Here is a 26,003-nt window from a genome sequence, read left to right on the forward strand (position 1 = left end):
CTTATATTTTCATGTAAACACCAATCATTTTAAATATAGATTTATAGGTAATTTAGTCCATTCGCTTATGATATTATAGTTATAATTCGTAATTTACTTTAGAAAACAAAAAAGGAGGCTACACAATGCAAAACGCCGTAAAACTGGATGAAATCGATCATAAAATTATGAACTTGTTGTATGAAAATGCGAGAATTTCTGTTTCAGAAATAGGACGAATTATATCCATGACGCAACCTGCTGTAAAAGAACGTATTAACAAGCTTGAAGATCAAGGAGTGATAGCGGCTTATCGAACGAAATTTGAGCCTGCAAAAATTAATAAAAACATTCAAGCATTCATCATGTTTAAAACGAGCCAATGCTCTGATTTTATCCAGTATTGTAATGCAGCTCCTGAAGTAACAGATTTATTTCGAATTAGTGGGGAATTTAATTATATGATGAAGGTCATGAGCGATTCGATGGATTCCCTCGCTGCATTTTTAGACTCCTTAATGCAATTTGGCTTGTCATCTCCTTTAATAGTATTAAAGAGTGAATTTGAGGAGAAATTGTCGTTTTGATAAAGGGATACGTATTATCCTCACTAACAGTAAAAGTTTCTCTTTCTTGAGAAAAACCAACAAAATCAATGACTAGTAAACAAAAAAGAACATTGATATTTCAATGTTCTTTTTGTATCTCTACTTATTAATTAGATTACTCTTTGAAAAGAGCACTTTAATCCCCTTACCCTTGATTCCTCTGCGCCTCTCTAAACTCCTCCTTCACCTTCTCTAACAACCCTTCTTCCGTAATTAATCGATACGCCGTATTTGCTAATGCTTTTGCCGATGTAATTAATGCTTTATCTCCAAGTTCTGAACGTGCTGCTTCTCTAAATTCATTCGTATGTGCAATTAAATCATCTGGTCCGATTTTAATGTACGGATGAATTGTCGGTACGACTTGACTTACGTTTCCTGCGTCGGTTGAACCGATTCCTACTCTTTCTTTACCATTTACATCTTCACCTAATAGTTCTAGTTCTTCCGCTACAATATCGTTATATGTTTTTGTTACGAGTAATTCATCGATTTCATTTTGGAATTGATGAATTTTTACTTTTGCACCTGTTGCTAACGCTGCTCCCTCAGCAATGTTTCTTACTTTTCCTGTTACTTCCGCGCATCTTTTTCTCGTTGCTGCGCGGATGAAGAATCTTGCTGCGGCATAGTCAGGAATAATATTAGGTGCTTTTCCGCCCTCTGTAATGACGCCATGAATTCTCACGTCTGACGGAAGTTGTTGGCGAAGTGCGTTAATACCGTTATAGAGCTGAATAACCGCATCTAATGCATTAATCCCTTCTTCTGGCGAAGCTGCAGCGTGAGCTGTTTTTCCGTAAAAATGAAAATCAAGTGGATCGACTGCTAGTGAAGGACTCGTTGTCGCTGTTTTTCCGCTCGGATGAATCATAAGCGCCGCATCAATGTCTTTAAATAAACCTGCCTTTACATAACTTGATTTCGCGCTACCATTTGGCCCGCCTTCTTCTGCTGGCGTACCAAACACAACAACTTCCCCGCCAATTTCTTCAAGCGTTTCTGATAATGCAATTGCTGCTGCAACACTAATTGTGCCGATTAAATTGTGACCACACGCATGGCCTAGTCCTGGTAAAGCGTCGTACTCCGCTAAAAATGCGATTGCTGGTCCTTGTTTTCCAGAGCTTTTTCGCGCGATAAATCCCGTTTCATGTCCAGCTATATTGTGCTGCAACTGAAATCCTGCACTGCCTAGCAATAAACTTAACGTTCTAGATGCATAAAACTCTTGGTTACCAATCTCTGGATTCGCATGAATATCATGACTTGTTTCTATGTACTTTTCCTTATTTCTTTCGATACTCTCTTCAATTGTTTTTCTTTGTGACGTTACTCCTGTCGCTCCCATTGTTCTTCCTCCTTTTATTTTCACGTAAAAAAGCCTCTTTCTAAAAGATAGAAAGAGGCTTCTGTATATACAGTCAAAATGAGCTTCTTTCTTATCTTTCAAGTTACCTTGCTGGAATTGGCACAGTATTCATAACGAATCCGCTGCCGAGGTATCATAGGGCCAGTCCCTCCACCTCTCGTGATAAGAATTTTCATAAAATTATATTAAATTATTTTTTATTCTAAGTTCATTCCAAGTAAAAGTCAAGGAATTCCTATCCGAATTTACCGAATATCTAAAAATCCTTTTAATACACCAATTGTTTCTGGTGCTTGCAGTCTTGCACATACGTACGGAAATTCCGTGCTACCTTCAAATATCATTTGAGATGTGAGCGGTGCGCCTGCCCAGAAGATTTCATCATCAATTACGATAAACGGGAATGCTTTATTTTGTCTTTGTAACTTTACATTTTTCAGTGGAACTGGTCCATCACTATAAACTATTATCTGTGCATTTGTACGCATTAACGCTTGCCATACTCGCTTATCCACTTGTTTTGTACTTGGAAGTGAAATAATAATTTTTCGTTTTGCGGCTAAAATATCTTTTAATAGCCCTTTCGGCTCTTCAAGATTCATTTCCATAAACCAGCGTAAACGTTTCGATATTTTTCGTTCCCACAATTGTCTTGATGTCGTGCGATCATACACATCTCCGTGACGTTCTATATGAGCTGTTAATTGTGACAACGCTTGTTTTCTTGAAAGATTTTTACGCATATAATGGCAATCTGATAATTGAATGAACTTCCCTCTCGCTCTTGTCACTGCTACATTGACGAGGCGATGGTTTTTATGGTCAAAGAATAATACGCCAGGTCGTTCTTGCGGATAACTGTCAACCGTATCAAAGATCATCATATCTCTTTCAGAACCTTGGAACTTATGAACTGTCGCCGCTAAAACTGGTATGTGTTGATATTTCGTTCTCTGCAACATTTCTCTAATACACGTCGATAAAAAGCGTGACTGCGCCCTGTAAGGTGTCACAACACCAATTGATTGAATACCGTCTAACAATCCGATTAACATCATTTGCATCGCTACTAAACCAGACATAATGTTAAAACGGGAACCAGAAGCAGCATCTTTTAACGAAAAAGCTCCCATTTGGCTCGTATCAAATAAAACACTCGCTTCATTTGCGAACGGTTGCAATTGCGCAAGTTCTTTACGCTCTGAAACAGACGGATGATCGTATACTCTATTTTTATAAATAAATGAATTCGTAAACTTCGATATATCCGCATGCATACGTCTTTGTTCCTGCAACATAAATAGGTTCGGATGCGCTTCTGATTTATTTACAGAATCAACAATCCCAGCGTGGTAAAACATATCTTCCCCAAGCCATTTGCGAACGAGTTCATGGTTTGCCATCGCAATTGGAGGTAATTGTAAAAAATCACCGCAAACAACGATACGTTTTCCAAGTGAAGCAGCTAATGCGATTTGCGGAACGAACGCCATACTCACTTCATCTACGACAACTAAATCGAATGTACGCTCATAAATAAGTGAATCAATGGCACATTTCGATAAAGTTGCACCAATTACTTTCGCATTTTCAATATACTCTTTTTCTACTTCTTTAATTTTAGCCTTTTGCTTTCGAAGATCACTTTCAATCTCTTGTATACGCTTCTTATCAGCAGATGTTGCTTTATACGATAAGATTTTTTCACGAAGATCTTGTCGTGTCTCTTCTAAATAGAGTCTTTCCTCACCCCAAGATCCGTTCGTCGTTTCAACTAACTTAGATGCAAGTAACGTTTCATGATTTCGTATATGTTCATGTTGACTATAACCGTAACGAACAATTTCGCCAGGCGTCCATTTCTTTTTCTTTTCAATTTGCTTCGTTACTTCACTCATTAATACGTCTACTGCCGCGTTACTATGAGCTAACACAAGTACCGATTTTCCTTTTTGATAATGAGCCGAAATAATACGTGATAAATTGTAAGACTTCCCTGTTCCAGGTGGTCCCCATACGTACGTTGTCGGATTGTAAAACGCGCGATATGCCAGTTCATTTTTCGGATTTTTCATCTTCTCCATATGTTTCGGACTGCTCGTCCCATCAACAAGACGCTTTATACGATTACGTTTTAGCTTGTCTTTACGTGCTTCTTTCAATCGCTCTTGCAGTTGCTCTAAAAGTTGCCACGGTTCACTGTATAAAACCGCTTCTCTTATTTCACCTTGTATATAATCATTTAATTTCAATTCTATTTCTAATCCATGTACAGATAATACTTCTCCTGTCGCTTCCTCACCATCGAACTCAATTCGAATTGGTGATCCTTCAGGTAAGCTTACTTCCGAAATAAGCTGAAATACATACACTGTATTCTCATAATCTGTATATAAAAAACGACCGTTCATGATAGAAATTTTACTACCACCTATCGTTTTCCAATGTTTAATTTCATATGCTAATGCATAATGCCACTCTTTCATCGTTTCTGATAATGAAGGAGTTTGAGTAGTTGTATTCATCGTATAATCTCCTTCCTTCTCCCCAAACATACTTTCTCACTATACCATACAACACGCTAAAATTTGTAAGGTTTTTATCTTGCTTATTTTCTTAATTTTCAATAATATATTGTATATAATTTTCAGAAAGAAGGAATCTACATGCCAGTTAGAAGAATTGAACACGTAGGACTTATGGTTGCAAACTTAGAAGCATCTATCTCATTTTATGAAGAAGTAGTCGGCTTACAGCTCCTTAAACGTATGGGGCACCCGAATCCAGATTTAAAACTCGCTTTTTTAGGTGTGGAAGAATCGAAAGAAACGATACTCGAACTCATTGAAGGCTACAATTCTTCCTTGCCAGCAGAAGGAAAAGTACATCACATTTGCTTTAAGGTAGATTCATTAGAGGATGAAATTGAAAGAATACAAAAACACGGCGTAACCTTTTTACTAGGAGAAGAAATCGAAACATTACCAGATGGAACACGTTACATATTCTTCGCTGGTCCTGATGGGGAGTGGATTGAGTTTTTTGAGACGGAGAGATAGAGTGAAACTTTAGTCAGCCCACAATAAGCGGGATAATAACTTTATGATCCACATAAGGAGTAGAAACTGATGAATACAGTTTTTATTATCGTTTTTTGGTACTTATACTATTGATGTCATGGGGATATTTTGCAATTCAAAAATGCTGTTTACTTATAGCAGTATCTTTTACGAATGCAAAAATAGCCAAAATACGCAAGCAGTTCCGCATAAAAACTTGCATATTTTAGGCTGTTTAATTGTACTCCTTATTTTGTTAAAGTTACCCGTCAATTCAATTCCAAAGATCTCAGCTGACGATTAACTCAAGTACCGATTTCGGATGACCCTCATGTGATGAAGTTCGTGTTCTGTATCCGCTACACTATCTGTAGCAAAAGTTGCTATCTCATTTTCTTCAACACTTGACAAAGTAACACCTTCTTTTCAAATTCAAAGAAAAGTTTTTATTTTTCAGCATAAAGCATTATAACTCAACTGTTTTCATACAAAATTTTATAAAAAAAAGAAAAGCGAGGATCCCTCATATCCCCGCTATATCAATGATGTATAAAATCCTATATAAGAGATACATAGACAAAAAACAAGAACCCCTGTACATACAAGGATTCTATGAAATTATTTGCTACCGATAATGGGGCGTTGTGTTAACTATATACGAATTTCATATTCATCCAAAATTGCCCTTATTGATGGTACAATTAAAGTCTTGGAGGGGGATTATGGGAATTATTTTATATTTTGCGTTTTATTTTGGAGTACTGTTTCTTATAATTGGTACTGCATTAGTTTTATTTATTATGGCTGCATTACCAAAAATCTGGAGTAAAAATCTATCATTCGTAATAATCGGTTTAGGGATAAATATACTTACTATTCCGTTGTCTTTTTTTATAGGTGGGATGGCAACAGATTCTCCTGATAGTACTAGGTTAGATTTTTGGAAAGGATTTTTCTTTATTCAAAAAATACCGCTCTTTTTACTGAGCTTTTTATTATTTTTAACTGTGATGTTGTGGTTTATTCGTAAGAACAAGAAAAAAGTAAACATATAGAATTTCAAAACGACTTCCAATAACAAGAATTATGTAAATAAGCTGTCCATATGGACAGCTTATTGTTTTTTTGCTTAGCGTGCAAAATTCGAGTCTTGTTGGCGATACCCCATCGCTATCAAGCTAAGCTCATACAACATCAAAGTCATTACAGCTCCATGAGTGCCTAATACTATTTTCTGTCCTCGATAGGTGTTTAATAATTCTTTTAAGACTTTTGTCGCACGTTTCTGACAGTCGACATTAGACTCTCCTCACGTTAAAGCAAATTCGGGGTCTAAGTTTGGTTTTTTACTTCCAAAAATATCTTAGCGTATAAGGGGATAGGAGACGATTCCCGGTATTAGGTTAGGGGCCACTCTGGGATTTGATTACAAATAAAAAAGAACTTTATTCAAGTCCCTTTAATCTACGATAAAGATCGACCTAACTTACACATGTAATTTGTCATATTTGTTTAAAAATCAAATATATATTCTCTACACTCCCCAGTTATCAGTAGGTCATGTATTTAAAAATCTAAAAAGGTCCTTTTAGATTTTCTGAAGAGACTTTTTACTTCAATAAAGTATAATAAAAGCCGTAGGAGTTTAATGCCTACAACTTTGTAAAAGGATCTTGATTCACTATAAAATATCCTCTATAGATTTATTCTTAAAATTTACTTTTAACTTGATGTTAATGTGACGTAACCTTAAATATTTAGAAATTTAAAAAGCCCCCTAATATTGTTAAAGGGGCTTTACTCATACGAATGATAATTTTTATAAATAATTGCTAAATAGTGAATTTACATAAATGCTTTTAGAAGCTCTTGAACTAATGGGATTGCTCCACCTATAAATTTTAAAACTGCCATTGCGATTTCCATATTATTTCCTCCTCTTTTGTTAGTACTAGGATGTAATTAAACTTTATACCTTTATTATAGTAAACGCTTACATTTGTAACAATACATTTCTGTATGCAATATTGCATATTTATACATTTTGACAATATTTAACCTCTATTAGTCATTCTTTAATGGTACCATAACGAAGTGAGAGTCTTTAAGGGTTCTCCTTAATAGGAGGAAATATGGAAAAAGTTCAAGGTATTTACAGTAATATAAAATTTAAAAGTTGGTTTAAACAAGTATTAGCTGTAGGAGGAATATTAGGATTCTGCTACTTGGTGTTATATGGTTTTTGTTTTTTAGTTGATATGTAAATATTATACAACGATACTAGTGGAGTCTTGCCTACAGAGGTAAGACTCTTTTATTGTACTTGAGATGAACAAACTACATACAATAGCTTTCAGGTTCTTCAGATTTCTCTGTATGGTTCTTTGTTCCTCTATGTTCTAGACCCACTATTTCCTATCATTGAATATAAATGAACTTCCATTTATATTGAAAATACAATTTTATTGATAAAAAATGTATTTTTACTAGATACATATTAAAAAGAAAAGTATAAGTTGTATTCCATTTCGGTACAATCTTTTTATCTTTGAAAAGGACTTAAATCTTATTAATAGATTTGAGTCTTTTTTGTATACATCAATCTTTATATAACCATATAAATATAATATATTAAAAATAATTTAAATGCAAGAATACTTGTAGAGGAACCGCCAGCACTTCGAAAAAAACAAGCTAAGCCAAAAAATACAATAAGCTGCCCATATGGACAGCTTATTTACACAATTTTCTTTATGGGAAGTACACTTAAGGTCATTTTTAACTTAATAGGAGTCTAATATCTCAAGTTTCTTAGCTAATACCCAGCTATTTAGGCCTAAAGATGCATAAATATTGTAATAAAAATAATTCCCGTTTCTCAATGTTTCCTATAATTCTTTAGTATCTTCATAGAACATAGGCCAACCTTGCATTAAGATATTATATATATATTTCTTACTACAAATATGGACGGTATTATCCTTGTTGCAGTTTTAATTTTAATCAAGTCTATTGTAATTACACAGATTGAAATATCTATTCAATTTTAAAAATAGTAAAGGAAATGTATATAAAAAGATCACTTGTCTTAGAAACAAGTGATCTTTTTATTAGATAAACTGCAACTTGCTAACAGCAGGTAATTGTTATCCTATTCATATGTTCAATAGATATCATAATACATTTTTTAGTTATATAGACGGAATTGTTTCTAATGAAATGAGACCAAAAATATTTCAAAAGGTACCATTAATTATTTAATGCTTTAAAAATGCAATTTTGAACCTTTCGAAGCACTAAATTAGATAGATTTTAATAAACTTCGAACTTTGTCTGCATCAGGATCTCACAATTGAGCCTGAGTAATTAATCCTGTCAACATAGCAAAAGAGTCCTGATTGAAACAAACTCTTTTATGAGTTTTACAAGAGTAAACTTTTAAACATATAATTACATTTCTACTATTTATTTTACCACTTGTACAGATGCTGGTTTCCACCCCTGATTCTCTACCCAATCAATATTAACCTTATATTTTTTATTACTTTGTTTATCTCGTACATTACCGTAGGCTTTATTATTACCATTATTTCCAATAAAATCGAAAATCAATTGGCTCTCTGGAACATCAACAGCATAAGAGATTGCTTTTTTCATCTCACTCCAATCTACTGTTCCTTCTTTAAATTTCATATCAGGTTTTGCTCCTTGCTCTGTACCAATTGGCTTCCATGAAGGATTAGTTTGAGGATCCTTTTCTTGAGATACCGTTTTTTCTTCCTCTTTATTTTCAGTTCCGTTCGTTTTTACCGATTTTTCTAATTTTTGTTTCCCTTCTAACTGTGCTGCTTCTTTATCTTCAGTTTTCTTCTCTTCTATCTTTGCTATTTCTTTATCTTCAGTTTTCTTCTCTTCTATCTTTGCTGTTTCTTTATCTTCAGTTTTCTTCTCTTTTATCTTTGCTGTTTCTTTATCTTCAGTTTTCTTCTCTTCTATCTTTGCTGTTTCTTTATCTTTAGTTTTCTTCTCTTCTATCTTTGTTACTTTCTTTTCTTGAGCAATTGCTTTCTTTGATGTATTAGAAGGGGTAAACAACTGGTATGTCACTATACCAACTGTCACTAATACCAAAGTAAATGCAATATTAAAAATTGCCTTTTGACGACGATTCTGTTGTTTTTCTTGAAATCTGCTTACTTGTCCCATTCTTCAAACCTCCGTTTTTACTTTCTCCTCTACTCTTTATGTATTATCCCTAAAATTCTTAATATTTTTATTAAACAATAGAAATAAACTACACTTTCCATACAGGATTTCATATCATAATATAATTTGTGTTTTTTCAAGTATCTGACATATGTTATTCAAAATAGTTTAATACATTAAAAATTGATAAGCTTCTGCACTTAAGAAACCTTCAATTTTATTCAAAGGTGATTCCAATTACGTCCACATTAGATCTCCTGTAGAAAGCTTTTTAACAATTAAGCCTCTTCTTCCCTTATTTATAATTTTTAAATTAAATTTCCCTCTATAGTATAATAAAGATGTTTCGTTTTCTAATGGGGTATGTCGTAAAATCAAAAGAGATTTTATCTCTTTTACCTTCTTTTCAGAGTAAATTTCACCACTAGGAAATTCTATTATTCCTAATGTAATCTTTAATTCGCTCTCATCAAAAGTCCACTCTTTATTAAGTTCTCTTATCTTTTGTATAAAGCTTCTTTTGGTTTGTCCTATATAGAGCAATGTTACATTCTTAGCAAATACTCTAGAGATTGCAAATATCCCCTTCTTAGAAGCTTCTTCCCTATTATAAAAGTCATTTATACTATACATGCCATACCACTTAATATGTACTGTTTCTATGAATCTCACCTCGTTTTTAGACAATATTATAATTTCTGAATGTTCAAATTATTATGGGTACATATGCTTGATTACTTGAATTATAAATTGTGCTTTTCAATAATACATTTTATTATTACTAATTTCAATAATGAAAAAAAATACAATACTATAGTTTAATTACAAAGCTGTATAAAAAACAAAGTGATGTCGTGCCACATATTTTCTTTTTTTACAATATCAAACTATCGTGAACAAAATTTTAAAAGTTATGGAATAAAAATACAATGTGTATGTACATACATTTCTATTAATTGAAGAAACCTTCTTAATTGAGGTCGTACCCCAATTAAGAAGAAAAAGAGTAGAAATTTTATCTCTCTACGCTGTTAAAATTATTCAACTCCCAAAAAACTGTACATCTTCTAGAGATACTAATTTTCTAGTTTTGATGTTTTTATAGTGCTTGAGAGTGATATTATTCAAGCTTTTTCATTGAGAATGCATAAATACAAACAAAACCAGTAATACATCTTTTCTGTACCGTACTGGTTTTGTTTAAGATCATCTTAAATTATAGCTAGTTCACCGAGATTGCAAATTCCGATTTCGGTGCCCCAGCGAATACGATTGTTCCATTCTTCGGAAGTTCCACCTTGTTATTGCCACTCACAATGGTGAAGTTGACGCAAACTCCCTTCTCATCATACACCGCAAATGAACCATTTGATGGCAGCGTCACGGTCATCCTTTTGTCTGTTGCCGCTTGTGGAATTGTAAACCATTTCGCATGCCCATTTGCATCCAACGTAACTTTGGATGATTGGCCTACATCAATTGGTTTTACATTAGATTCACTTACGTATAACAATCCAGCCATCTCCATATATTCATTGCCGCCTTCTGTATAGAAATGCGTTTCCGTCGTATCACGACCATTCATCACGGGTACTTGGATCTGATGCACCGCGGTGTTCGGACCTGTAATTTTTTTGCCATCCCAATAGCCTGCTGAGCCTTCCTTGCGAGTAATTTGAGTACTAAGATGTTTCGATTGAACAAGATATTGAATAGAACTAAATTTCTCGTTTACACGATAATACTTGACACCTTCCCTCTTTGCCCATGCAGCAGCGGTTTTCTTCGAAAGCACGTTGTCTTCTAGTTTCTCAGCTAAATAGTGGGTCATCACACTTTGCCCTAAACCTGGATGAGATTTATATGCGCTCTCCTTCAAATAAGTTCTTCCATTCTTCTCGGTTACGAAGTTGAGCTTGGAAGTACCCCCCTCATTAATAAAGCTTCCATCAGCAGTATATACATATTTTTCTTCTGAATTAGATGGTAAGAATAGTTCACCGTTCTTCGTAATTTCAATTTTGAAATGAGTTTCGCTATTGCCATAAAATCCTGCTTTCTTTGCTACGCCTTGAGGCATTTTGACTTTGACCGGCTTACCAAAGGATTTGTTCGGCTTGATTTCCTTAATAGTACCTTTTTCTTTAAGCGTAGCGAGCAGCAATTCAGTTGCCATTAGCTGATTTGTAGAGCTCCGTCCATCAGATGTCAATACAGCCGCTGCTATTTTCTGTTCCGGAAGCACGACTAATATAGCATGTTGCAATGCCGTATCACCGCCCTTAGCCAAAGCTTTGATCCCATACTCACTAAATGGGTATAGTTTTACACTATCCCAGCCAAGACCATAGTTAAAAATATTCTCGCCAGCCCCCGGCCACATTCCTTTTTTATATTCCTCTTGCTCCATTGCCTTAACTACCTTATCAGAGAGGATTCCTTTTCCCTGTCCCATAAATAGTTGTGAGAATCGCACCATATCTTCTGCCGTGGAAGATATACCTCCCGTACCAATAACATTCACCGATTCAATTGGAAGTTGCCCTTGGTACGCCGGGTAATATAGTCCAGCCCGATTTTCATCCCTCCATTTGTCCTGCGGCGTTTTCGTATGATTCATTTTTAAAGGCCCTGTAAAGTTTTGATGTAGAAATTCAGTAAAGCTCATACCACTAACTCTTTCCACCAAAATTTCGGCCAGCGTAAAACCATCGTTACAGTATACCGAGAAAGCACCAGGATCCGCCTTCAAGTTTTGATTTGACAATTGCTGTAACAAAGTATCATGGGCATAGGTATCATTATCGTTAAATAAAAATGCATTACCTAACGTAGAACCTTGCAATCCAGAGGAGTGATTCAATAACATACGCGGTGTAATACGTTTGTATCGACCGTCTTTCATCTTAAAATCAGGAACATAGCGGACAACAGGAGCATCCAAATCGACTTTTCCTTCATCGACCAATTTCATTACAGCCGCTGTTGCATACATTTTACTAACTGAACCAATCCCGTATAAAGTATCTTTGGTTAGCGGCTTTTCCCCTTCCATATCGTTCTTGCCAGCCTGACCCGACAAAATAAGTTTTCCATTATCAATTAGTGCATACTGCACGCTAGCTGCCCCATGGGACTTCGTAAGTAGCTCCGCCTTTTCTGCTGCAATCTTCTTCAGTTCCTGACTAGCTACTTCTTCACCAGTTACAACAGTAGTCTTACTTTCAGAAAATGCTTTCGCTCCTGTTGGTAGAATCATAGTTACCACTAATGCAGTGGCTAACACACCAGTTAGCTTATTTTTCATCACGGATACCTCCTTAAATAATGGATCGTTTTCATCATTAATTTGTTTAACTATGAAACTATGATAAATTTTACCCGTTTTTACTTTTAGACTACTTGCTAAATTCAGCAAGTAAAATATTTTTAAAAGGATCAGGAGTATCAGCTTTAAGGCTGTTCAAATTGACTGCCAATGTATGCTTGCCTCCAAGTGTGCCTCCAGCAAAAGTTAAAAAGCCAGGAATGGTTCCTCCATGCCCCCATATCGATTCACCGTTTGAAAGCTTCATTTTGAAAATTCCAAGCCCGGAATCGCCAAGTTCATCTGTTCCTGTAGGGACTGTTGTAAGCATTTGCTTTAGTTGCTGTTCTTTCAATAATTTGCCCCCAAGTAAATAAGAAAAGAATTTGTTTAAATCATCAGCTGTAGAAATCATATCTCCGGCCGAGCTCCCCATACTTGGGTTATAATAAGTAACATCTTTCGGCTCACTTGCTCCGTCTAATTGGATATATCCACGGGCATGCTTGGTTCCTGGAATGACGCTTGAATTTCCAGGTAAGAATGTATTCGCTAATTCAAGTGGTTCAATAATTCGATTTTCAATCTCTTCCGCATAGCTGTTCCCAGTTACTTTTTCAATAAGAATTCCTAGTAATACATATCCTGTATTTGAATACGACCAGCTCTTTCCTGGAGCAAAATCTGGAGGCATGGATATTCCCATCTTTACTAATCCTTCAGCAGTATAAGATTTTTTTGTATCCATCATATTAAAATCCTTTGACCTTGTGTAATTAGCGATACCACTTGTGTGGTTCAATAATTGGCGGATAGTAATCTGTTTATCATCATATCCATTCCCTTGAATGACACCAGGTATCCATTTTTCAATAGAATCGTCTAGATTTAAGCGGTTTTCTCCTGCTAATTGAAGTATAACTGTTGCAGTGAACGTCTTTGTCACGCTGCCAATCCGAAAACGAAAATCTGTTTTCATTGCTTTCTTGTTACTCAGATCAGCTACACCAGCCGCATAACTCCATGTTTTTCCACCCTCAGAAGTTTTAGCAAGTATCCCTGGATATCCTAGTTTCAATGTATCCCGCATTGCCTCTTTGACGGAATTACGGTCTCTTTGAGTGCTTGTTTGTAACGAGTTAGATACATTTTGAATGGACTCCGCTTTTACACTTGAGGTTAGAGGTGTATAAAACAGGGAACCTCCAATTATTAATAGAGCTAAGCCTGTACATGTAATTTGACTATGCTTTTTCATCAAAATAATCCTCTCCCCTATTCATATTGTATAAATGGTTATTTGCTGTTTGGAACTAATCACACAGCTTTCTTCTTAACCCACTGCAAAAGGACGACATTGAATTTGTAATGTCTCTTTTCCTCCAAACAAGTCTTATTAATTGATTTGTTTTTTATAGAAATATATAGTATTTTTCTCCTCTCACTCTTCTTTACATTTTCATCTTACACAATGAAAATCTCTTTTTTCTTACCTCTTCCTTACAAATTCCTTACGTTCAAAATCACTTTTATAATTGATTGTTTTTTATGCGAGCCCCCTCACCATCAATTTAAGAATTAAAAAAGAGGGGATTATCCCCCTCCTTTTTACGCTTGCTCCGACTGTCGGAATTATTTAATATAACCACGATTCAACTTAGTTAACTTTTCATTGATGTTAAAAATTCTTACTCTAATATCTTTAACACCAGCTGCTTCAAGTCTGCTCTTGTGCATTTCCGCATATTTTTCAGCATCTTGTTTTTCTTCAAATACATAAATGCCTCCAGCTTCTTTTGTTTCTTCATTCTCAGTCCATATTTTCCAGTGGAATCCTTCTTCTTCGTTAATACTATTTGCTAAATCCCAAAATCCTTTTTCCATTTCTTCACCAAAAGGACCTTCAAACGGAAAATCAACTTGTAATAAATATGCCATTTTCACTCACTCCTATTTTTAATATAAAATTCTTGCCATTCTTTTACTGATTATGATCCGAATGATCGTAATGTCTAAATTCGTATTGCTATTATTATTCAAGCACTAATTGGAGAATCCCCCTATTTGTAACATAATCACAAAACGATAGTAACTTGAACGCATAAAGTGAAAGTTTAATAGTTTTCAGTTATGTTAAAAAAATATGATACAAACTTACCCCTAAACTAAGGACAAACAAAACAAGCGCAGGTATTGCTTTCTTAAAAGGATCTCTCGCTAATACAATTAGAGTTAATGCGGCTGCAAGCATCGTACCGCCTAATAACAATCCTGCCCATAAAGCTACTGTTGGAATCCAGATTCCTATCAACATTCCAATCGCTCCTACAATCTCAAAAGCTCCAGTTAAGAAATTAAAAAACGAAGGTAAACCAAATCGTTTGAACTCATCTGCCATTTTCCCGGATATAATTTTCGTTCCTGTCATTAAAAAGAACAGAAACAACACTACTTTTACAATATTGATGAAAATTAAAATAGTAATCACACCTTTCTTATTATTTGATAAAAAATCAGTATTGTTCAGGTAGTAGTCACTACCTTTACCCTATTTCCTGAGATTACCCGCATGGAAGTCGCTTCCATTTACATTACCCTTTTCCATATTAAAGGGCTAAAAATTACATGCTATAGCATATATAATACGGAAATTTGACTGGTACTAGGCAAAAAAGTGAACCTGAATCAAATATGATACAAAATAAAGTTATCTTCCCTTCGTCCAAACAAACAGAAATTATATGCTGTAGCATATATAATATCTAAAACAAAGTTTGTTCCTTATGAATAGCATAGCATCAATAAGGAACAAATATTAATAGTGTGTATCATACAATTTGTTTAATAACGATTGTAATACTTTAATTTCTTCCTCGCTCAAATTACTCGTAACAAAATGGTGAGCGTCTTTCACTACAGGCAAGATTGTTTTCTTTAATTCGTCACCTTTTTCAGTTAAAAAAAGGTTATGTGAACGCCTATCTTGGTCATTCAAAGCCTTCCTTACAATCCCTTTTCTCTCCATTGACTGTATCATTCTAACAACAGTAGTTTGATCTTTATCAATAGCTTCCGCCAACTCTTTTTGAGTAGTGCTCCTTTGGCTACAAAGAACACTAATGATCCCCCACTGCTCTGGCGTAACTCCATAAGGCTTTAATTTCTTCGTAAAATAATTGGTCATTTTCACATCAGTACGATGAACAAGATAGCCTATTAAATCATGTAAGTTCATATATCACCTCTATAAATTAAGATATAAAAGGATATAGCATACCAGTCAATCATTCACAATGAATGTATTTGTTTCAACATATATATGCTATGGCACATATATTAAAGTAGATTATTTTAATTGTCAAATGATTATTTACCTATTATTTTTCAAAAACAAAATCGCCTCCTTAGATTATAGAAGGAATGACTAATTTGACGTATCTCTCTGACGATTTCTCCCCTGTCGTTTTATGATATTCTAATAACATTTGATAAAATATGGTATCGACAAATAGTCAAACACCTTTAAAGATACCTCGTCCAGTTCTTGCTGTTACAAGATAAACAGCATATAATCCGTTAACCACCCACATTAGCAACGAAAACATAAAGAAAAGGCATTCCAAATATGAAACACCCTCTTTCGTTTTATAAAACCATCCAACACGCTGAACTTTTCAATTTAATATAATCACTCGTTTAACTAAAGAAATTGATTACATGCATAACGCTCTTCTCACTTTTCTTGCAAAATTTAGTGGATCATCAACGTCTTCGATATTAACGTAAATCAAATTTGGATCATCACATAACCACTCATTGTGTATAGACGAAACGATTATTCCTTGTTTAATAATTGTCGCCACAAATTCAGTGACTTCTTTTTGTAAGAGTGCTACTCGGCCTAGGCATAATGCCCGTCCAGTTTTATTGTCTCGTGATTCGAATGAAAAGGAAGTTGTTACTCTAAAACGTTTTCCTAAGATTGTTGCTCGTATTTCATCCCTGTTTATTGTTGCCACGCATTTCCCACCGGCGAATCCTTCTTGTCCACCTATGATTCTTGCAAACTGTTGACAAATTAATTCATCATTAAACGCCATACCTTTAATCATCCCCCCTTTTACTGTTAGGTTATGAATGAATACATAGGTCTGAAACGGTAATGAATCTAATGTATTATAAAAAAATGATGACAATCTACCGAAAGCTATTAACTCAATTATTCTTGATCGTATGAATTGTTAGCAGAGTTTAAATGGTGCAGAATTTTCATTTTATGTTTAATGGGCATCGGAGACTGAAAGCAAAACTCAGCTATTATATGGTAAGACATTTTTAAAAAGCATAAAAAAGACACCCTAAGGTGCTATCCTCCGACTTAAGAATCGTATCTATGTATGGAGAAATTTAGAAAAGACAAATACAAAAGAGAAGATTCTAACTATAATTTATAGAACTCTTATGCCATGAATTACTTACATATTTCCTTATTTACCAGAAGAAGAATCTCAGTTACATTATTTTCTGAACAGTCTCGTTAAAGCCATCCCAAGAAATCCAATGCCCATTCCTATTAGCCATCCAGTTTGGGCATTACCTAACATAGATCCCACTCCTCCACCAAGAAACATACAGCCAACGAATACTAATCCTCCAATTCCCCAATTCGGCCGTTCCATAATTCAATCACATCCTTTCAATAAAACATATGCGATTAGCTCCCTCAACTTTCTTCCATAGGATAGTTCATTATTTTGCTTAGGTTTAGCACTTCAGGGCATTCAAAAGATGCGAAGCTTGAGTCATTTATATAGATTGTAGAAGTATGGAGATTTTCCACATTTTAAAATAGTAAAGTATAAACATGAAAAAACTCCTAACAAATTTTGTTCGGAGTTTTTTCAAATACGCGATATTTATTTAATCTTCATTATTGAGTTCTATTGTACCTGTTCTAGCACTAACTTTTAAAATATTTAACAGATTATCAGGTGTCTTGATTTCCACTTCATATTCAAATTTTGATTGTGCTAAGTTGTCATCTTCTAATTCGAATTCTTTTTTCACATTAATAATTTCTCCATTTGTATGAGCTAAAGAAATTTCACGAACTTGTTTCTCTGTGTAGTTTTCATTCTTTTTTGCATAATTGTAACCCATACCATAATATCCACCAACAATAGCAATACCACTTACTAAAATAGCAATTACACTTATAATTATTTTCTTTTTATGTTTTAACATTTTCATCCACTCCTTAATGATTAATCATCTATTCCAAATCTTGCTTCAAGTTCATTTTCTGCTTGCTCTAATTGATCTTCTAGTATATCGTGTTCTTTTTCTTGCGTTTGATATTGTTCAACAGTTATCGTTCCAGCGCGATAATCTGCTTCTAGCTGATTATCAGATAGATCTATCTTGTCATCCAATTGGTCAATTTCTTTTTTTGCTGCTAAGTACGTATTTAAGTTTTCTTCTTTTGCTCCAACTGGTTTTGTTTTATTTGCCTTTTCTACAATAGATGTGACTTCGTTTTTGAAATCTTGTATTTGCTTCTTATCATTTGTAGCAGCTTGTGTTTTGTTTGGTTCTTGTTGTAGTTGAGCGACTTCTTTTTGCAATTTATCATTTTCCACTTTCAGTTGTTGTACTTCTGTATTGTTATCAGCTTGAGTAGAACAAGCTGATAACAATAAACAGGACATTGCTCCAATCAGCATCCATTTTCCCATTCTGTTTTCCTCCCTTTACATGTGCACCTTATCCTTGCCTTTATATTACCGAACAAACATTAAAGGAAGATTAATGTACAAAAAAATAAAGTGAAGGCTTTTACAGGCAGTTAATCCCTACCTAACTCCCTCGCATTCACCGAATTTTGAGGGAGTAGTCTTACTGCCCGTTAATGCGGGATAAAATGATATAATTAACTAGTTTCTAATCTTTCTTTAATGTTTTGGAATTATAGTGATACATATTAATAAGAAGAAAAGGAGAATGTTAATGCGAGTTCTTATTGTCGAAGATGAACAAGACTTACAAAATATATTGGTGAAACGATTAAATGCAGAACATTATAGTGTCGATGCATGTGGGAATGGAGAAGATGCCCTGGATTATATAAACATGGCTACCTACGATTTGATTGTCCTTGACATTATGATTCCCGGAATAGATGGTTTACGCGTATTACAAAGATTACGCGCGGACAATAATGCAACTCCTGTCTTGCTTCTTACAGCTAAAGATACAATTGATGATCGTGTAACAGGACTCGACTTAGGTGCGGATGATTATTTAGTAAAGCCGTTTGCTTTTGATGAACTGTTAGCAAGAATTCGAGTGTTAATGCGAAGAAAAACAGGAAATACATCTAATGTATTTGAAATCGCTGACCTAGTGGTAGATTGCAATATGCATAAAGTAACAAGAGGAGACCAAGTTATCACTCTTTCCAGTAAAGAATTTGCTATTTTAGAATATATGATTCGTAATAAAGAAGTTGTGCTGACACGAGATAAAATTGAGCAACATGTGTGGAATTACGACTATGAAGGCGGATCGAATATTATTGATGTTTACGTCCGCTATCTTCGTAAAAAAATTGATAGCCAGTTTGAAACGAAGTTAATTCATACAGTGCGCGGAACTGGTTACGTATTGCGAGTAGAATCATGAAAAGACTATCAATAAAAATGAGAGTGACCCTGTGGTATACGGGGCTAATTGTAATTATTATGGCACTCGTGTTAGCTTTTATTTTAACTTCTTCAGATAAAGTTTTGCTTTTTAATATGAAAGATCAATTAAAGAGCACAGTAAAAGAAAGCATGGAAGATATCGAATATAAGCATGGGCAGTTAAAGATTGACGATGATTTTGAAACCTTAGAAGATGGAGTAAATCTTAGTATTTATAGTAAACAAGGTGAGCTGTTGGTAGGACATAGTCCAACAAGCTTTAATAAAAAAATATCGCTTAAATCCGATGAAATACAAACCATTAAAGACGGCAATAAAGAATGGATAGTATATGATTTTCTCCATAATGCAGGCGGCGATGAGCAAGTCTGGGTTCGTGGAATAATGACTATGAACCAATTATCCTCAACGATGAATACGCTTATCGTGGTAACAATCATCTCATTCCCATTACTTATTCTTATTGCGGCATTCGGAGGATATTTTATTACGCAAAGGGCGTTTCGACCTGTGCAACAAATGAGTGATTCAGCTAGTAAAATTGGTGATGGTAAAGACCTTTCGAAGAGAATTAATTTACAAGGTTCACCGAAAGACGAAATGTATCATTTAGCACAAACCTTTGACAAAATGTTTGAGCGATTGGAGACATCATTTGAAAGTGAAAAACAATTTACATCTGACGCATCTCATGAATTAAGAACACCAACATCTGTTATTATTTCACAATGCGAATACGCTTTATCGCAGAGGGATAACCCGAAAGAAATGGAAGAATCGTTAGAAGTAATTTTAAAGCAATCACGTAAAATGTCCGCTCTAATCTCACAACTCTTATTATTAGCACGAGCTGACCAAGGAAACCATAATACTTTTCAATTTGAATGTATCAATATGAGTGAATTAACGGAAATCGTTGTAGAAGAGCTTTCATTAATGGTTCAAGAAGCTTCGATTGATATAACAACTAATATAGAGGAAGACCTATTTATTAAAGCAGATCAAACATTGATGATGCGTTTATTAATGAATTTACTAACGAATGCGATTGCTTATAGTAAAGCGAGCGGAACTGTGAATATGCAACTATTCCGTGATGAAACCAACATAATAGGTAAAGTCTCCGATAATGGCATAGGCATCAGCGAGCAACATATTACTAAAATATGGGACCGCTTCTATCGAGTTGATGCAGCACGCACATCTTCAAACATCGGAAACACAGGTTTAGGATTGTCGATGGTAAAATGGATTGTCGAACTACACGGAGGAGAAATTACAGTTGAAAGTGAATTAGGAGAAGGCAGTACTTTTACATTTAAACTACCAATTGAAAAAAGAGCATAATTTATACGTGTCTGTCGCTTCAGAATAAAGATTGATTCAAAGGCTCTCTACAATCCTTATGTAAAAATAACTGAAGCATTTTAAACATCATCAATTTTATCATTTTGGACAACCTATTCTGTTAAATTAATGTGGATGCGAAAAAACTATCAAAATAAAACCCCAGAAATCCAATGGTCTCTGGGGCTTCATTATATATTTAGCTCTTTTTGCTTTTTGTTTTGTTTATGTCTATACAGTAACTTTCGACTTATTAGAGAAATCACTAATAAGGTCAGAATTAATAAGATAAGTTGCATAAATGATAAATCAAAATATTTAGCACCTGTAACGATTAAAAGTGTAGAAATCGTGCCTTTTACAACGAAAAAAATAATAACCCATAACCCGCCTTTTTTCCAGTTCATTTTATATTACCCTTTCCTACGTTTAAATTCTTAAAATATTTAATGATAGTTCGTAAATATGACAACTTAATAGAAATCTATTATATTAACAAAAAATTCATGTCTAATTAAATGCGACGATTCTATATTAAGTGAAAATGATATTCATTGTCAATTTTATTGATTATTTGAATACTTATTCTTAATCTCTTTCTACTTTGTTTCTTATAAGCAATACACTTTTATATTCAAACAAAAACACCTCCATTACATTTGCACACTTAGTATGCGAATGCAAGAGGTGTTTTTTCATATACCATCAGGTAAGATTTCCTACTTTGTTTATTTCTAGATACGTAGTTATTTTTTAGTACACAATTACTGGATCATACGTGTTCAAACTATCATATACAGTTTTTGCAACATTAGGAAGAAGGTTCACACACCCACCTGATCCTCCTGTTAAATAAGCATTATTTCCCCAGTCTTTTCGCCAGCCGGCATCGTGGAATCCTTGACCGCTATTTGTGAATGGAACCCAGTAATCTACTTTAACTGCATAATCAGCTTTCCCTACTGCGCTACCTCTTAGCGTGTATGGTGTTCGTTTGTATAGGACGTACCAAACACCTGGTGATGTATCTTCACCCGTGCTATGTTTACCCGTTACTACATTTGTTGTAACGACTAATTTCCCATCTTTATAAATCCAAATTTGTTGCTCTGCAATTGAAACTTCCGCATACGTGTCTCCGATGCCATTATTCGCTGTTGTTTTATAACCGATACCTTCCTTCTCCCAACCATTTCCGTGAATGTTAGAAGCAGAAAGCGACTTTTCGCCTTTCTCAAAGGCTTGTTGAACTTGTTTAGTTTCTTTTTCAACATCTAGTGCCCAGCCGTAGCCTTGCCCTTTTACTGATATGACTGAACCAGAATGCGTTTTAAATGAGAAATCTTTATTTAATGTTGATTTGGCATTATTAATTTCAGTAATTTTATTCTTAATGTCGCTCGCGTCAATTGTAACTTTCATATCCTTTGACATAGAAGCATTTTGAATTAAATCTTTCGCTTTTAAAGGATAAACTTCATTCTGCACTTTATACTCAACAGACTGCCCAAGAAGATTCTGTAGTGCTTTCTCCTCTTTTTTGACAATCGGATCGTCTTCTTTAATAGGTTTTATGTATGCAGACTTCAGATGAATTTCGCTTTTATATTTTTGCTTATCGTAATCTTTCAGTAGACTAGTAACGTCATACTGTTTTCCTTCAACACTTTTCGAAATAACAATTTTTCCTTGTTCTAGCTTCGCCATAGCATCTTGAGGCGCTTTTAACTTTTCATTCATTGAGATGAGCGTTTCTTCTACAAGTTTTTTCATCGTTTCACTACGATACTGATCTGCCTTCTCTGGTAGCAATGAATAATTTTCTCCCTTTGAGGAAGGGAAAAATGTCCACTGACTTTTTAATAGTTTCTTAACTTGAGGCAAATCTTTTTCCGTAAGTTCCGTTTTTGTATCTTTTTCATCTAAAATTTGTTGTTGATCAACATAGACTTTGTTTGCTAGTCCAGATGTCTTTAATTTTTGTATTGCCTGATCAGCGCTCAGACCACCAACTTTTGTGTCATTAATTGTAACATTCGAATTGAAGTGAGTTGCCTGATAATAACTCATTCCCCCAATAAGAAGTGCAATTACACCAATACCCGCTGCGATAAACTTCCAATTTGTATAACGTTTTTTTGATCTTACTCGTTTTTGATCAATTTCTTCAACTGATTCATTTGTTGTATTGTTGTTCATCAATCTTTCCCCCGTATGCATTAACGTCAAACGATTTTCAACTAAAATCATAGACTAGTGTACCTTATTTTTCCTAAAATTTCATTATTTCCGACCACATTTTATCGCAATTTAATAATTAAATTTAGATTTTTTAATAGTACGATGCATTGAACAGCCCTTTACAAGTCATAAAGTGAAACTTAAATTAACCGTCACACCAAGAGATTTAGCTTAATATTCTAGGGGAAAATTTTTCTCTTTACGTAAAATACGAATTATATTATCCATTTTTATGAACATCAATCCCTAATTTTGTCAAAAAAATAAACGATAGTCCTTCTACATTTTTGATAAAAGGACTATCGTTTTTTCAGTTAGAGTATTTGTATAATCGTTTAACTTTTTATTTCCTGAAGGTCTAATGTGATGAAGATGATGAAATTTCATCTCATAGCCTTTAAATGAAAAACATTATTTTTTTATGACAATCAAGTTTATTTTTATAAATTAAACCCTTAGCTTGATGCCTTCCATATATCCAGCAGCCTAAGATTAAGTAAGAGTCCGTTCAACTAGATTTTTTCTAATATTTTTAGGAGCATCTTATTTCAACATCTTAATATTACACTAATTAAATTTAAAACAAATCCGTATGCTATTTAGTAAAATTTACGGATTCGAGACATAATTATTGCAGTAGCCAAGATAATAATAGCGGTTATCAAACCAGATTCTCCAATCCAAATCTCAGTTTGATCTCCTGTACTTGCACGTGCGAAAGGTCCTTGAATAATGGCATTCCAAGTAGTATGAATGATAATCGAAGGCCAAACGCTACCTGTGATAAGTCGTAAATAAGCTGTAATATAACTGAATGGCACAATACAAAAATAGATGCCAAGTACTGAAAGTAGGGCGGATGTTCCCTCTACATATAGACCAGCAATAACAATTGGAACATGCCACGTTGCCCAAATCAATCCGCTAATAAGGATCGGGCGTGAAAACTCTGCATCGATTAGCCTTGTGAGCATATAACCTCGCCAACCCATTTCTTCCCCCATAACTGGGATTAAGTTAAGCAAACTTCCTAAAACTCCGCTCAGTACTACTATAAAAATGAAACTTAATGGTATCGGTAGATATTGAAATCCAAGTATATTGTAAATAGGTTCTAGCATACCACCTTGCGGGGGCTGAAACTTCGCAATTCCGCTCAACCAGGCGATAGAATAAGTAATTCCACATATAATCATAGGTATTAACAGAGCAAAACCAATCCCCTTCCATATCTTTAAGTTACCGAGACTAAAAGATACATCTTTAAACCCTTCTTTCAATATTATGCGAGTCAAAATAGAAGAAAATGCTGGGGTAAACATATATACCACAATAAGCGGCATACTTTTAGTAATCATTACTACTACATTTAGAATAATAGAAGTAATGGTTAAGATACTTAGAAAAAGTTGAAGTCCTATTTTAGCACGATGGATTTTATCTTTATTGTGGAATGCTTCTCCGTGTAATAACATTGTAATCCGCCCTTCCCCTTTTATTCATTTGTTTATCAAATTTACTTCCTGTCATTTCAACAGCTACAACTTAGAATAAAAATATTTTGACATACAGATCATTCATCTTTAAAATCCCTCCCAAATTCATAATCTAGTCTTACTTGCGATTCAACAATTTAATTATTATTTATAAACTGTCATAGCCGATAGTACAAAAGTGTAATGATTAACCTATGACTTGTGTCAATTAATCTTATGACAATATGTAACTAGAAAATATGATATGGAATAAATAACAATTAAATTAAGGCAATTGATTCGTGCAAGTACATGAATCAATCTTGCTTTTGAAAATAATTCAATTGAGGTGGGCAAAAATGAATAAGAAAAGAATGATTGCAATGGTTAGTACAGCTTTATTAGTCACAGGATGCGCGGAAGTAGGAAACGCTCAAACTGTAGCAGTCGAAAATTCAGGTCAATCAGTCCAAAAAAATATAGTTAAATCAATACAATCACAGGCTAACCCATTAAAAACGATAGAGCCGTCAAAACCATTTGAAGATTTAAAACCACTTAAGAAAATGATTGGGAACGCGCAATATGTAGGATTAGGAGAGAATACTCATGGAAGCTCTGAAATTTTTACTATGAAGTTTCGCCTTGTGAAATATTTGGTTACTGAAATGGGTTTTACGAATTTTGCAATGGAAGAAGATTGGGGAAACGGCTTAAAACTAAATGAATATATCCAAACAGGAAAAGGAAACCCTAGGGAATTTTTAAAATTGTTATATCCTACTGATGAAATTATAGCCATGATTGAGTGGATGAAAGATTATAATGCTGATCCATCCAATAAAAAAAAGATCCAATTTATTGGGCTCGACTTAAAGGCATTGGACCAAGGTAGCTTTAATAAAGTAATTGATTATGTAAGGCTGCATCGACCAGATTTGCTGGCAGAAGTAGAAGAAAATTATAAAGAATTGTCTTCTTTTACTGGAAGTATACAGGAATATATGAAACTTGCTCCTGAAAGAAAAGAGAAGTTTAAAGCAAACGCTGAGAGAGTAGCCCGATTACTAAAAGATGAGAATGAGCAAGCCAACACAGAAATAATTCCATCCGAGTACATCTGGGCGAAAGCAACGGCAAGTGCAATAGAGAAATTTACCACAATGCTACTTCCTAACGACTATCCAAGTATAATAAAACTACATGAACAATACTTGGCCGATCATGCAATGTGGGCACAAGAGACATTTGGTGGTAAAACGATGGTATGGGCACACAATATTCATATAGCTAAAGGAATTATCGATGAGAAATTATACCCTTATGTTGCGGGGCAGTTTTTGAAGGAACGTTTAGACAATAATTATGTCACAATTGGTAGTACAACTACGGAGGGGAATTTTACCTTATACAGCGAATATGATCCTTCCACTGGAGGTAAGATTACAACCGACACTATTCCACAAGATGTAAAAAGTTTCAATTATACTCTCGGAAAAGTGCCATATAAAATGTTTTTATTGGATAACCGTCACCTTAAAGGACAAGCAGAAAAATGGGTTAAAGCAAAAAGACCATTACTAAGTATAGGGGGACAAATCCTCCCGAACAGTTCGGTGTATTTTGATACTTCATTGTTTGAGCAATTTGATATTATTTTTCATATTCGAAAAACAAGTCCATCTCATATTAAATAAAAGTACAA

23 protein-coding genes, 2 pseudogenes and 1 riboswitch are annotated in these 26,003 nt (G+C 34.4%); of the genes and pseudogenes, 7 read left to right on the plus strand and 18 right to left on the minus strand.

Annotation, left to right across the window (positions count from 1 at the left end):
- Positions 1–125: 125 nt before the first annotated feature.
- Complete coding sequence (locus QCI81_RS02885; RefSeq protein WP_001178563.1) at positions 126–566, plus strand: Lrp/AsnC family transcriptional regulator; 441 nt, start codon at positions 126–128, stop codon at positions 564–566.
- 166 nt (positions 567–732) lie between these two features.
- Here QCI81_RS02885 and QCI81_RS02890 read toward each other — a convergent pair whose 3' ends face one another.
- Positions 733–1,938 carry a M20 family metallopeptidase gene (locus QCI81_RS02890; protein ID WP_071731939.1) on the minus strand — a complete coding sequence of 402 codons (1,206 nt, stop codon included), beginning with the start codon at positions 1,936–1,938 and terminating at the stop codon, positions 733–735.
- A gap of 88 nt (positions 1,939–2,026) precedes the next feature.
- Positions 2,027–2,128: riboswitch (SAM riboswitch) on the minus strand.
- Between the two features lie 76 nt (positions 2,129–2,204).
- Entirely contained in the window at positions 2,205–4,514 is a 2,310-nt protein-coding gene (locus QCI81_RS02895) for an AAA domain-containing protein (RefSeq protein ID WP_071731938.1), read from the minus strand.
- A gap of 111 nt (positions 4,515–4,625) precedes the next feature.
- Between QCI81_RS02895 and QCI81_RS02900 the strand changes: the two genes are divergently transcribed.
- Both QCI81_RS02900 and QCI81_RS02905 read left to right on the plus strand, forming a co-directional pair.
- The gene (locus QCI81_RS02900; protein ID WP_001145268.1) at positions 4,626–5,018 is read left to right on the plus strand and encodes a VOC family protein; all 393 of its coding nucleotides are present in this window, start codon (positions 4,626–4,628) and stop codon (positions 5,016–5,018) included.
- 722 nt (positions 5,019–5,740) lie between these two features.
- Positions 5,741–6,073, plus strand: coding sequence for a hypothetical protein (locus QCI81_RS02905; RefSeq protein ID WP_071731937.1), 333 nt, complete (start codon positions 5,741–5,743; stop codon positions 6,071–6,073).
- Positions 6,074–6,207: 134 nt separating this feature from the next.
- Here QCI81_RS02905 and QCI81_RS02910 read toward each other — a convergent pair.
- Positions 6,208–6,366: pseudogene (locus tag QCI81_RS02910) on the minus strand (histidine phosphatase family protein); the annotation flags it as partial.
- Positions 6,367–6,863: 497 nt separating this feature from the next.
- Positions 6,864–7,051 (minus strand): annotated as a pseudogene (locus QCI81_RS02915) (hypothetical protein).
- A 99-nt stretch (positions 7,052–7,150) separates the two neighbouring features.
- Between QCI81_RS02915 and QCI81_RS02920 the strand changes: the two are divergent.
- A complete protein-coding gene (locus QCI81_RS02920; protein ID WP_000416933.1) occupies positions 7,151–7,282 on the plus strand; it encodes a hypothetical protein in 132 nt (43 codons plus the stop codon).
- A gap of 1,201 nt (positions 7,283–8,483) precedes the next feature.
- Here QCI81_RS02920 and QCI81_RS02925 read toward each other — a convergent pair.
- The 11 genes from QCI81_RS02925 to QCI81_RS02975 form a co-directional block, all read right to left on the minus strand.
- Positions 8,484–9,224, minus strand: coding sequence for a YrrS family protein (locus QCI81_RS02925; protein WP_000532023.1), 741 nt, complete (start codon positions 9,222–9,224; stop codon positions 8,484–8,486).
- A gap of 237 nt (positions 9,225–9,461) precedes the next feature.
- Positions 9,462–9,896: a hypothetical protein gene (locus QCI81_RS02930; protein WP_015055158.1), complete on the minus strand. Its 435-nt coding sequence runs from the start codon at positions 9,894–9,896 to the stop codon at positions 9,462–9,464.
- 550 nt (positions 9,897–10,446) lie between these two features.
- The gene (locus QCI81_RS02935) at positions 10,447–12,531 is read right to left on the minus strand and encodes a serine hydrolase domain-containing protein (RefSeq protein WP_353810605.1); all 2,085 of its coding nucleotides are present in this window, start codon (positions 12,529–12,531) and stop codon (positions 10,447–10,449) included.
- A 91-nt stretch (positions 12,532–12,622) separates the two neighbouring features.
- Positions 12,623–13,789, minus strand: coding sequence for a serine hydrolase domain-containing protein (locus tag QCI81_RS02940; RefSeq protein WP_071731935.1), 1,167 nt, complete (start codon positions 13,787–13,789; stop codon positions 12,623–12,625).
- A 374-nt stretch (positions 13,790–14,163) separates the two neighbouring features.
- Complete coding sequence (locus QCI81_RS02945) at positions 14,164–14,469, minus strand: monooxygenase (RefSeq protein ID WP_023522446.1); 306 nt, start codon at positions 14,467–14,469, stop codon at positions 14,164–14,166.
- A 190-nt stretch (positions 14,470–14,659) separates the two neighbouring features.
- On the minus strand, positions 14,660–15,016 hold the full coding sequence (locus tag QCI81_RS02950; RefSeq protein ID WP_071731953.1) for a DoxX family protein: 357 nt from the start codon (positions 15,014–15,016) through the stop codon (positions 14,660–14,662).
- A gap of 330 nt (positions 15,017–15,346) precedes the next feature.
- Positions 15,347–15,766 (minus strand): MarR family winged helix-turn-helix transcriptional regulator, encoded by a 420-nt coding sequence (locus QCI81_RS02955; protein WP_001048566.1) that lies wholly within the window; start codon positions 15,764–15,766, stop codon positions 15,347–15,349.
- Positions 15,767–16,244: 478 nt separating this feature from the next.
- Positions 16,245–16,643: a DUF1259 domain-containing protein gene (locus QCI81_RS02960; protein ID WP_000589728.1), complete on the minus strand. Its 399-nt coding sequence runs from the start codon at positions 16,641–16,643 to the stop codon at positions 16,245–16,247.
- 405 nt (positions 16,644–17,048) lie between these two features.
- Entirely contained in the window at positions 17,049–17,210 is a 162-nt protein-coding gene (locus tag QCI81_RS02965; protein WP_000441009.1) for a hypothetical protein, read from the minus strand.
- 241 nt (positions 17,211–17,451) lie between these two features.
- Positions 17,452–17,775, minus strand: a complete 324-nt coding sequence (locus tag QCI81_RS02970; protein WP_000912131.1) for a PepSY domain-containing protein — start codon at positions 17,773–17,775, stop codon at positions 17,452–17,454.
- A 20-nt stretch (positions 17,776–17,795) separates the two neighbouring features.
- Positions 17,796–18,266, minus strand: a complete 471-nt coding sequence (locus QCI81_RS02975; RefSeq protein ID WP_071731934.1) for a hypothetical protein — start codon at positions 18,264–18,266, stop codon at positions 17,796–17,798.
- A gap of 271 nt (positions 18,267–18,537) precedes the next feature.
- Here QCI81_RS02975 and QCI81_RS02980 point away from each other — a divergent pair, with 271 nt between their 5' ends.
- Both QCI81_RS02980 and QCI81_RS02985 read left to right on the plus strand, forming a co-directional pair.
- The gene (locus tag QCI81_RS02980; RefSeq protein WP_001264528.1) at positions 18,538–19,212 is read left to right on the plus strand and encodes a response regulator transcription factor; all 675 of its coding nucleotides are present in this window, start codon (positions 18,538–18,540) and stop codon (positions 19,210–19,212) included.
- Positions 19,209–20,582: a sensor histidine kinase gene (locus tag QCI81_RS02985; RefSeq protein ID WP_071731933.1), complete on the plus strand. Its 1,374-nt coding sequence runs from the start codon at positions 19,209–19,211 to the stop codon at positions 20,580–20,582. Before QCI81_RS02980 ends, QCI81_RS02985 begins: the two co-directional genes overlap by 4 nt.
- Before the next feature lie 191 nt (positions 20,583–20,773).
- Here QCI81_RS02985 and QCI81_RS02990 read toward each other — a convergent pair whose 3' ends face one another.
- From QCI81_RS02990 to QCI81_RS03000, 3 genes are all read right to left on the minus strand, one after another.
- Positions 20,774–20,989, minus strand: a complete 216-nt coding sequence (locus QCI81_RS02990) for a hypothetical protein (RefSeq protein ID WP_001104104.1) — start codon at positions 20,987–20,989, stop codon at positions 20,774–20,776.
- 346 nt (positions 20,990–21,335) lie between these two features.
- On the minus strand, positions 21,336–22,781 hold the full coding sequence (locus tag QCI81_RS02995) for a L,D-transpeptidase family protein (RefSeq protein WP_053564017.1): 1,446 nt from the start codon (positions 22,779–22,781) through the stop codon (positions 21,336–21,338).
- Positions 22,782–23,422: 641 nt separating this feature from the next.
- Positions 23,423–24,298 (minus strand): CPBP family glutamic-type intramembrane protease, encoded by an 876-nt coding sequence (locus QCI81_RS03000; protein WP_353810606.1) that lies wholly within the window; start codon positions 24,296–24,298, stop codon positions 23,423–23,425.
- Positions 24,299–24,657: 359 nt separating this feature from the next.
- Here QCI81_RS03000 and QCI81_RS03005 point away from each other — a divergent pair, with 359 nt between their 5' ends.
- Positions 24,658–25,995 carry an erythromycin esterase family protein gene (locus tag QCI81_RS03005; protein ID WP_001036229.1) on the plus strand — a complete coding sequence of 446 codons (1,338 nt, stop codon included), beginning with the start codon at positions 24,658–24,660 and terminating at the stop codon, positions 25,993–25,995.
- Positions 25,996–26,003 lie beyond the last annotated feature (8 nt).

Source organism: Bacillus cereus group sp. MG20, assembly GCF_040459885.1.
In the GTDB taxonomy this organism is placed as follows: domain Bacteria; phylum Bacillota; class Bacilli; order Bacillales; family Bacillaceae_G; genus Bacillus_A; species Bacillus_A cereus.

What these genes read in the sequence shown, in the direction of transcription:
- QCI81_RS02885 (WP_001178563.1), top strand. Translation starts at nt 126, where the DNA reads ATGCAAAACGCCGTAAAACTGGATGAAATCGATCATAAAATTATGAAC.
- QCI81_RS02890 (WP_071731939.1), bottom strand. Translation starts at nt 1,938, where the DNA reads ATGGGAGCGACAGGAGTAACGTCACAAAGAAAAACAATTGAAGAGAGT.
- QCI81_RS02895 (WP_071731938.1), bottom strand. Translation starts at nt 4,514, where the DNA reads ATGTTTGGGGAGAAGGAAGGAGATTATACGATGAATACAACTACTCAA.
- QCI81_RS02900 (WP_001145268.1), top strand. Translation starts at nt 4,626, where the DNA reads ATGCCAGTTAGAAGAATTGAACACGTAGGACTTATGGTTGCAAACTTA.
- QCI81_RS02905 (WP_071731937.1), top strand. Translation starts at nt 5,741, where the DNA reads ATGGGAATTATTTTATATTTTGCGTTTTATTTTGGAGTACTGTTTCTT.
- QCI81_RS02920 (WP_000416933.1), top strand. Translation starts at nt 7,151, where the DNA reads ATGGAAAAAGTTCAAGGTATTTACAGTAATATAAAATTTAAAAGTTGG.
- QCI81_RS02925 (WP_000532023.1), bottom strand. Translation starts at nt 9,224, where the DNA reads ATGGGACAAGTAAGCAGATTTCAAGAAAAACAACAGAATCGTCGTCAA.
- QCI81_RS02935 (WP_353810605.1), bottom strand. Translation starts at nt 12,531, where the DNA reads ATGAAAAATAAGCTAACTGGTGTGTTAGCCACTGCATTAGTGGTAACT.
- QCI81_RS02940 (WP_071731935.1), bottom strand. Translation starts at nt 13,789, where the DNA reads ATGAAAAAGCATAGTCAAATTACATGTACAGGCTTAGCTCTATTAATA.
- QCI81_RS02945 (WP_023522446.1), bottom strand. Translation starts at nt 14,469, where the DNA reads ATGGCATATTTATTACAAGTTGATTTTCCGTTTGAAGGTCCTTTTGGT.
- QCI81_RS02955 (WP_001048566.1), bottom strand. Translation starts at nt 15,766, where the DNA reads ATGAACTTACATGATTTAATAGGCTATCTTGTTCATCGTACTGATGTG.
- QCI81_RS02960 (WP_000589728.1), bottom strand. Translation starts at nt 16,643, where the DNA reads ATGATTAAAGGTATGGCGTTTAATGATGAATTAATTTGTCAACAGTTT.
- QCI81_RS02965 (WP_000441009.1), bottom strand. Translation starts at nt 17,210, where the DNA reads ATGGAACGGCCGAATTGGGGAATTGGAGGATTAGTATTCGTTGGCTGT.
- QCI81_RS02970 (WP_000912131.1), bottom strand. Translation starts at nt 17,775, where the DNA reads ATGTTAAAACATAAAAAGAAAATAATTATAAGTGTAATTGCTATTTTA.
- QCI81_RS02975 (WP_071731934.1), bottom strand. Translation starts at nt 18,266, where the DNA reads ATGGGAAAATGGATGCTGATTGGAGCAATGTCCTGTTTATTGTTATCA.
- QCI81_RS02980 (WP_001264528.1), top strand. Translation starts at nt 18,538, where the DNA reads ATGCGAGTTCTTATTGTCGAAGATGAACAAGACTTACAAAATATATTG.
- QCI81_RS02985 (WP_071731933.1), top strand. Translation starts at nt 19,209, where the DNA reads ATGAAAAGACTATCAATAAAAATGAGAGTGACCCTGTGGTATACGGGG.
- QCI81_RS02990 (WP_001104104.1), bottom strand. Translation starts at nt 20,989, where the DNA reads ATGAACTGGAAAAAAGGCGGGTTATGGGTTATTATTTTTTTCGTTGTA.
- QCI81_RS02995 (WP_053564017.1), bottom strand. Translation starts at nt 22,781, where the DNA reads ATGAACAACAATACAACAAATGAATCAGTTGAAGAAATTGATCAAAAA.
- QCI81_RS03000 (WP_353810606.1), bottom strand. Translation starts at nt 24,298, where the DNA reads ATGTTATTACACGGAGAAGCATTCCACAATAAAGATAAAATCCATCGT.
- QCI81_RS03005 (WP_001036229.1), top strand. Translation starts at nt 24,658, where the DNA reads ATGAATAAGAAAAGAATGATTGCAATGGTTAGTACAGCTTTATTAGTC.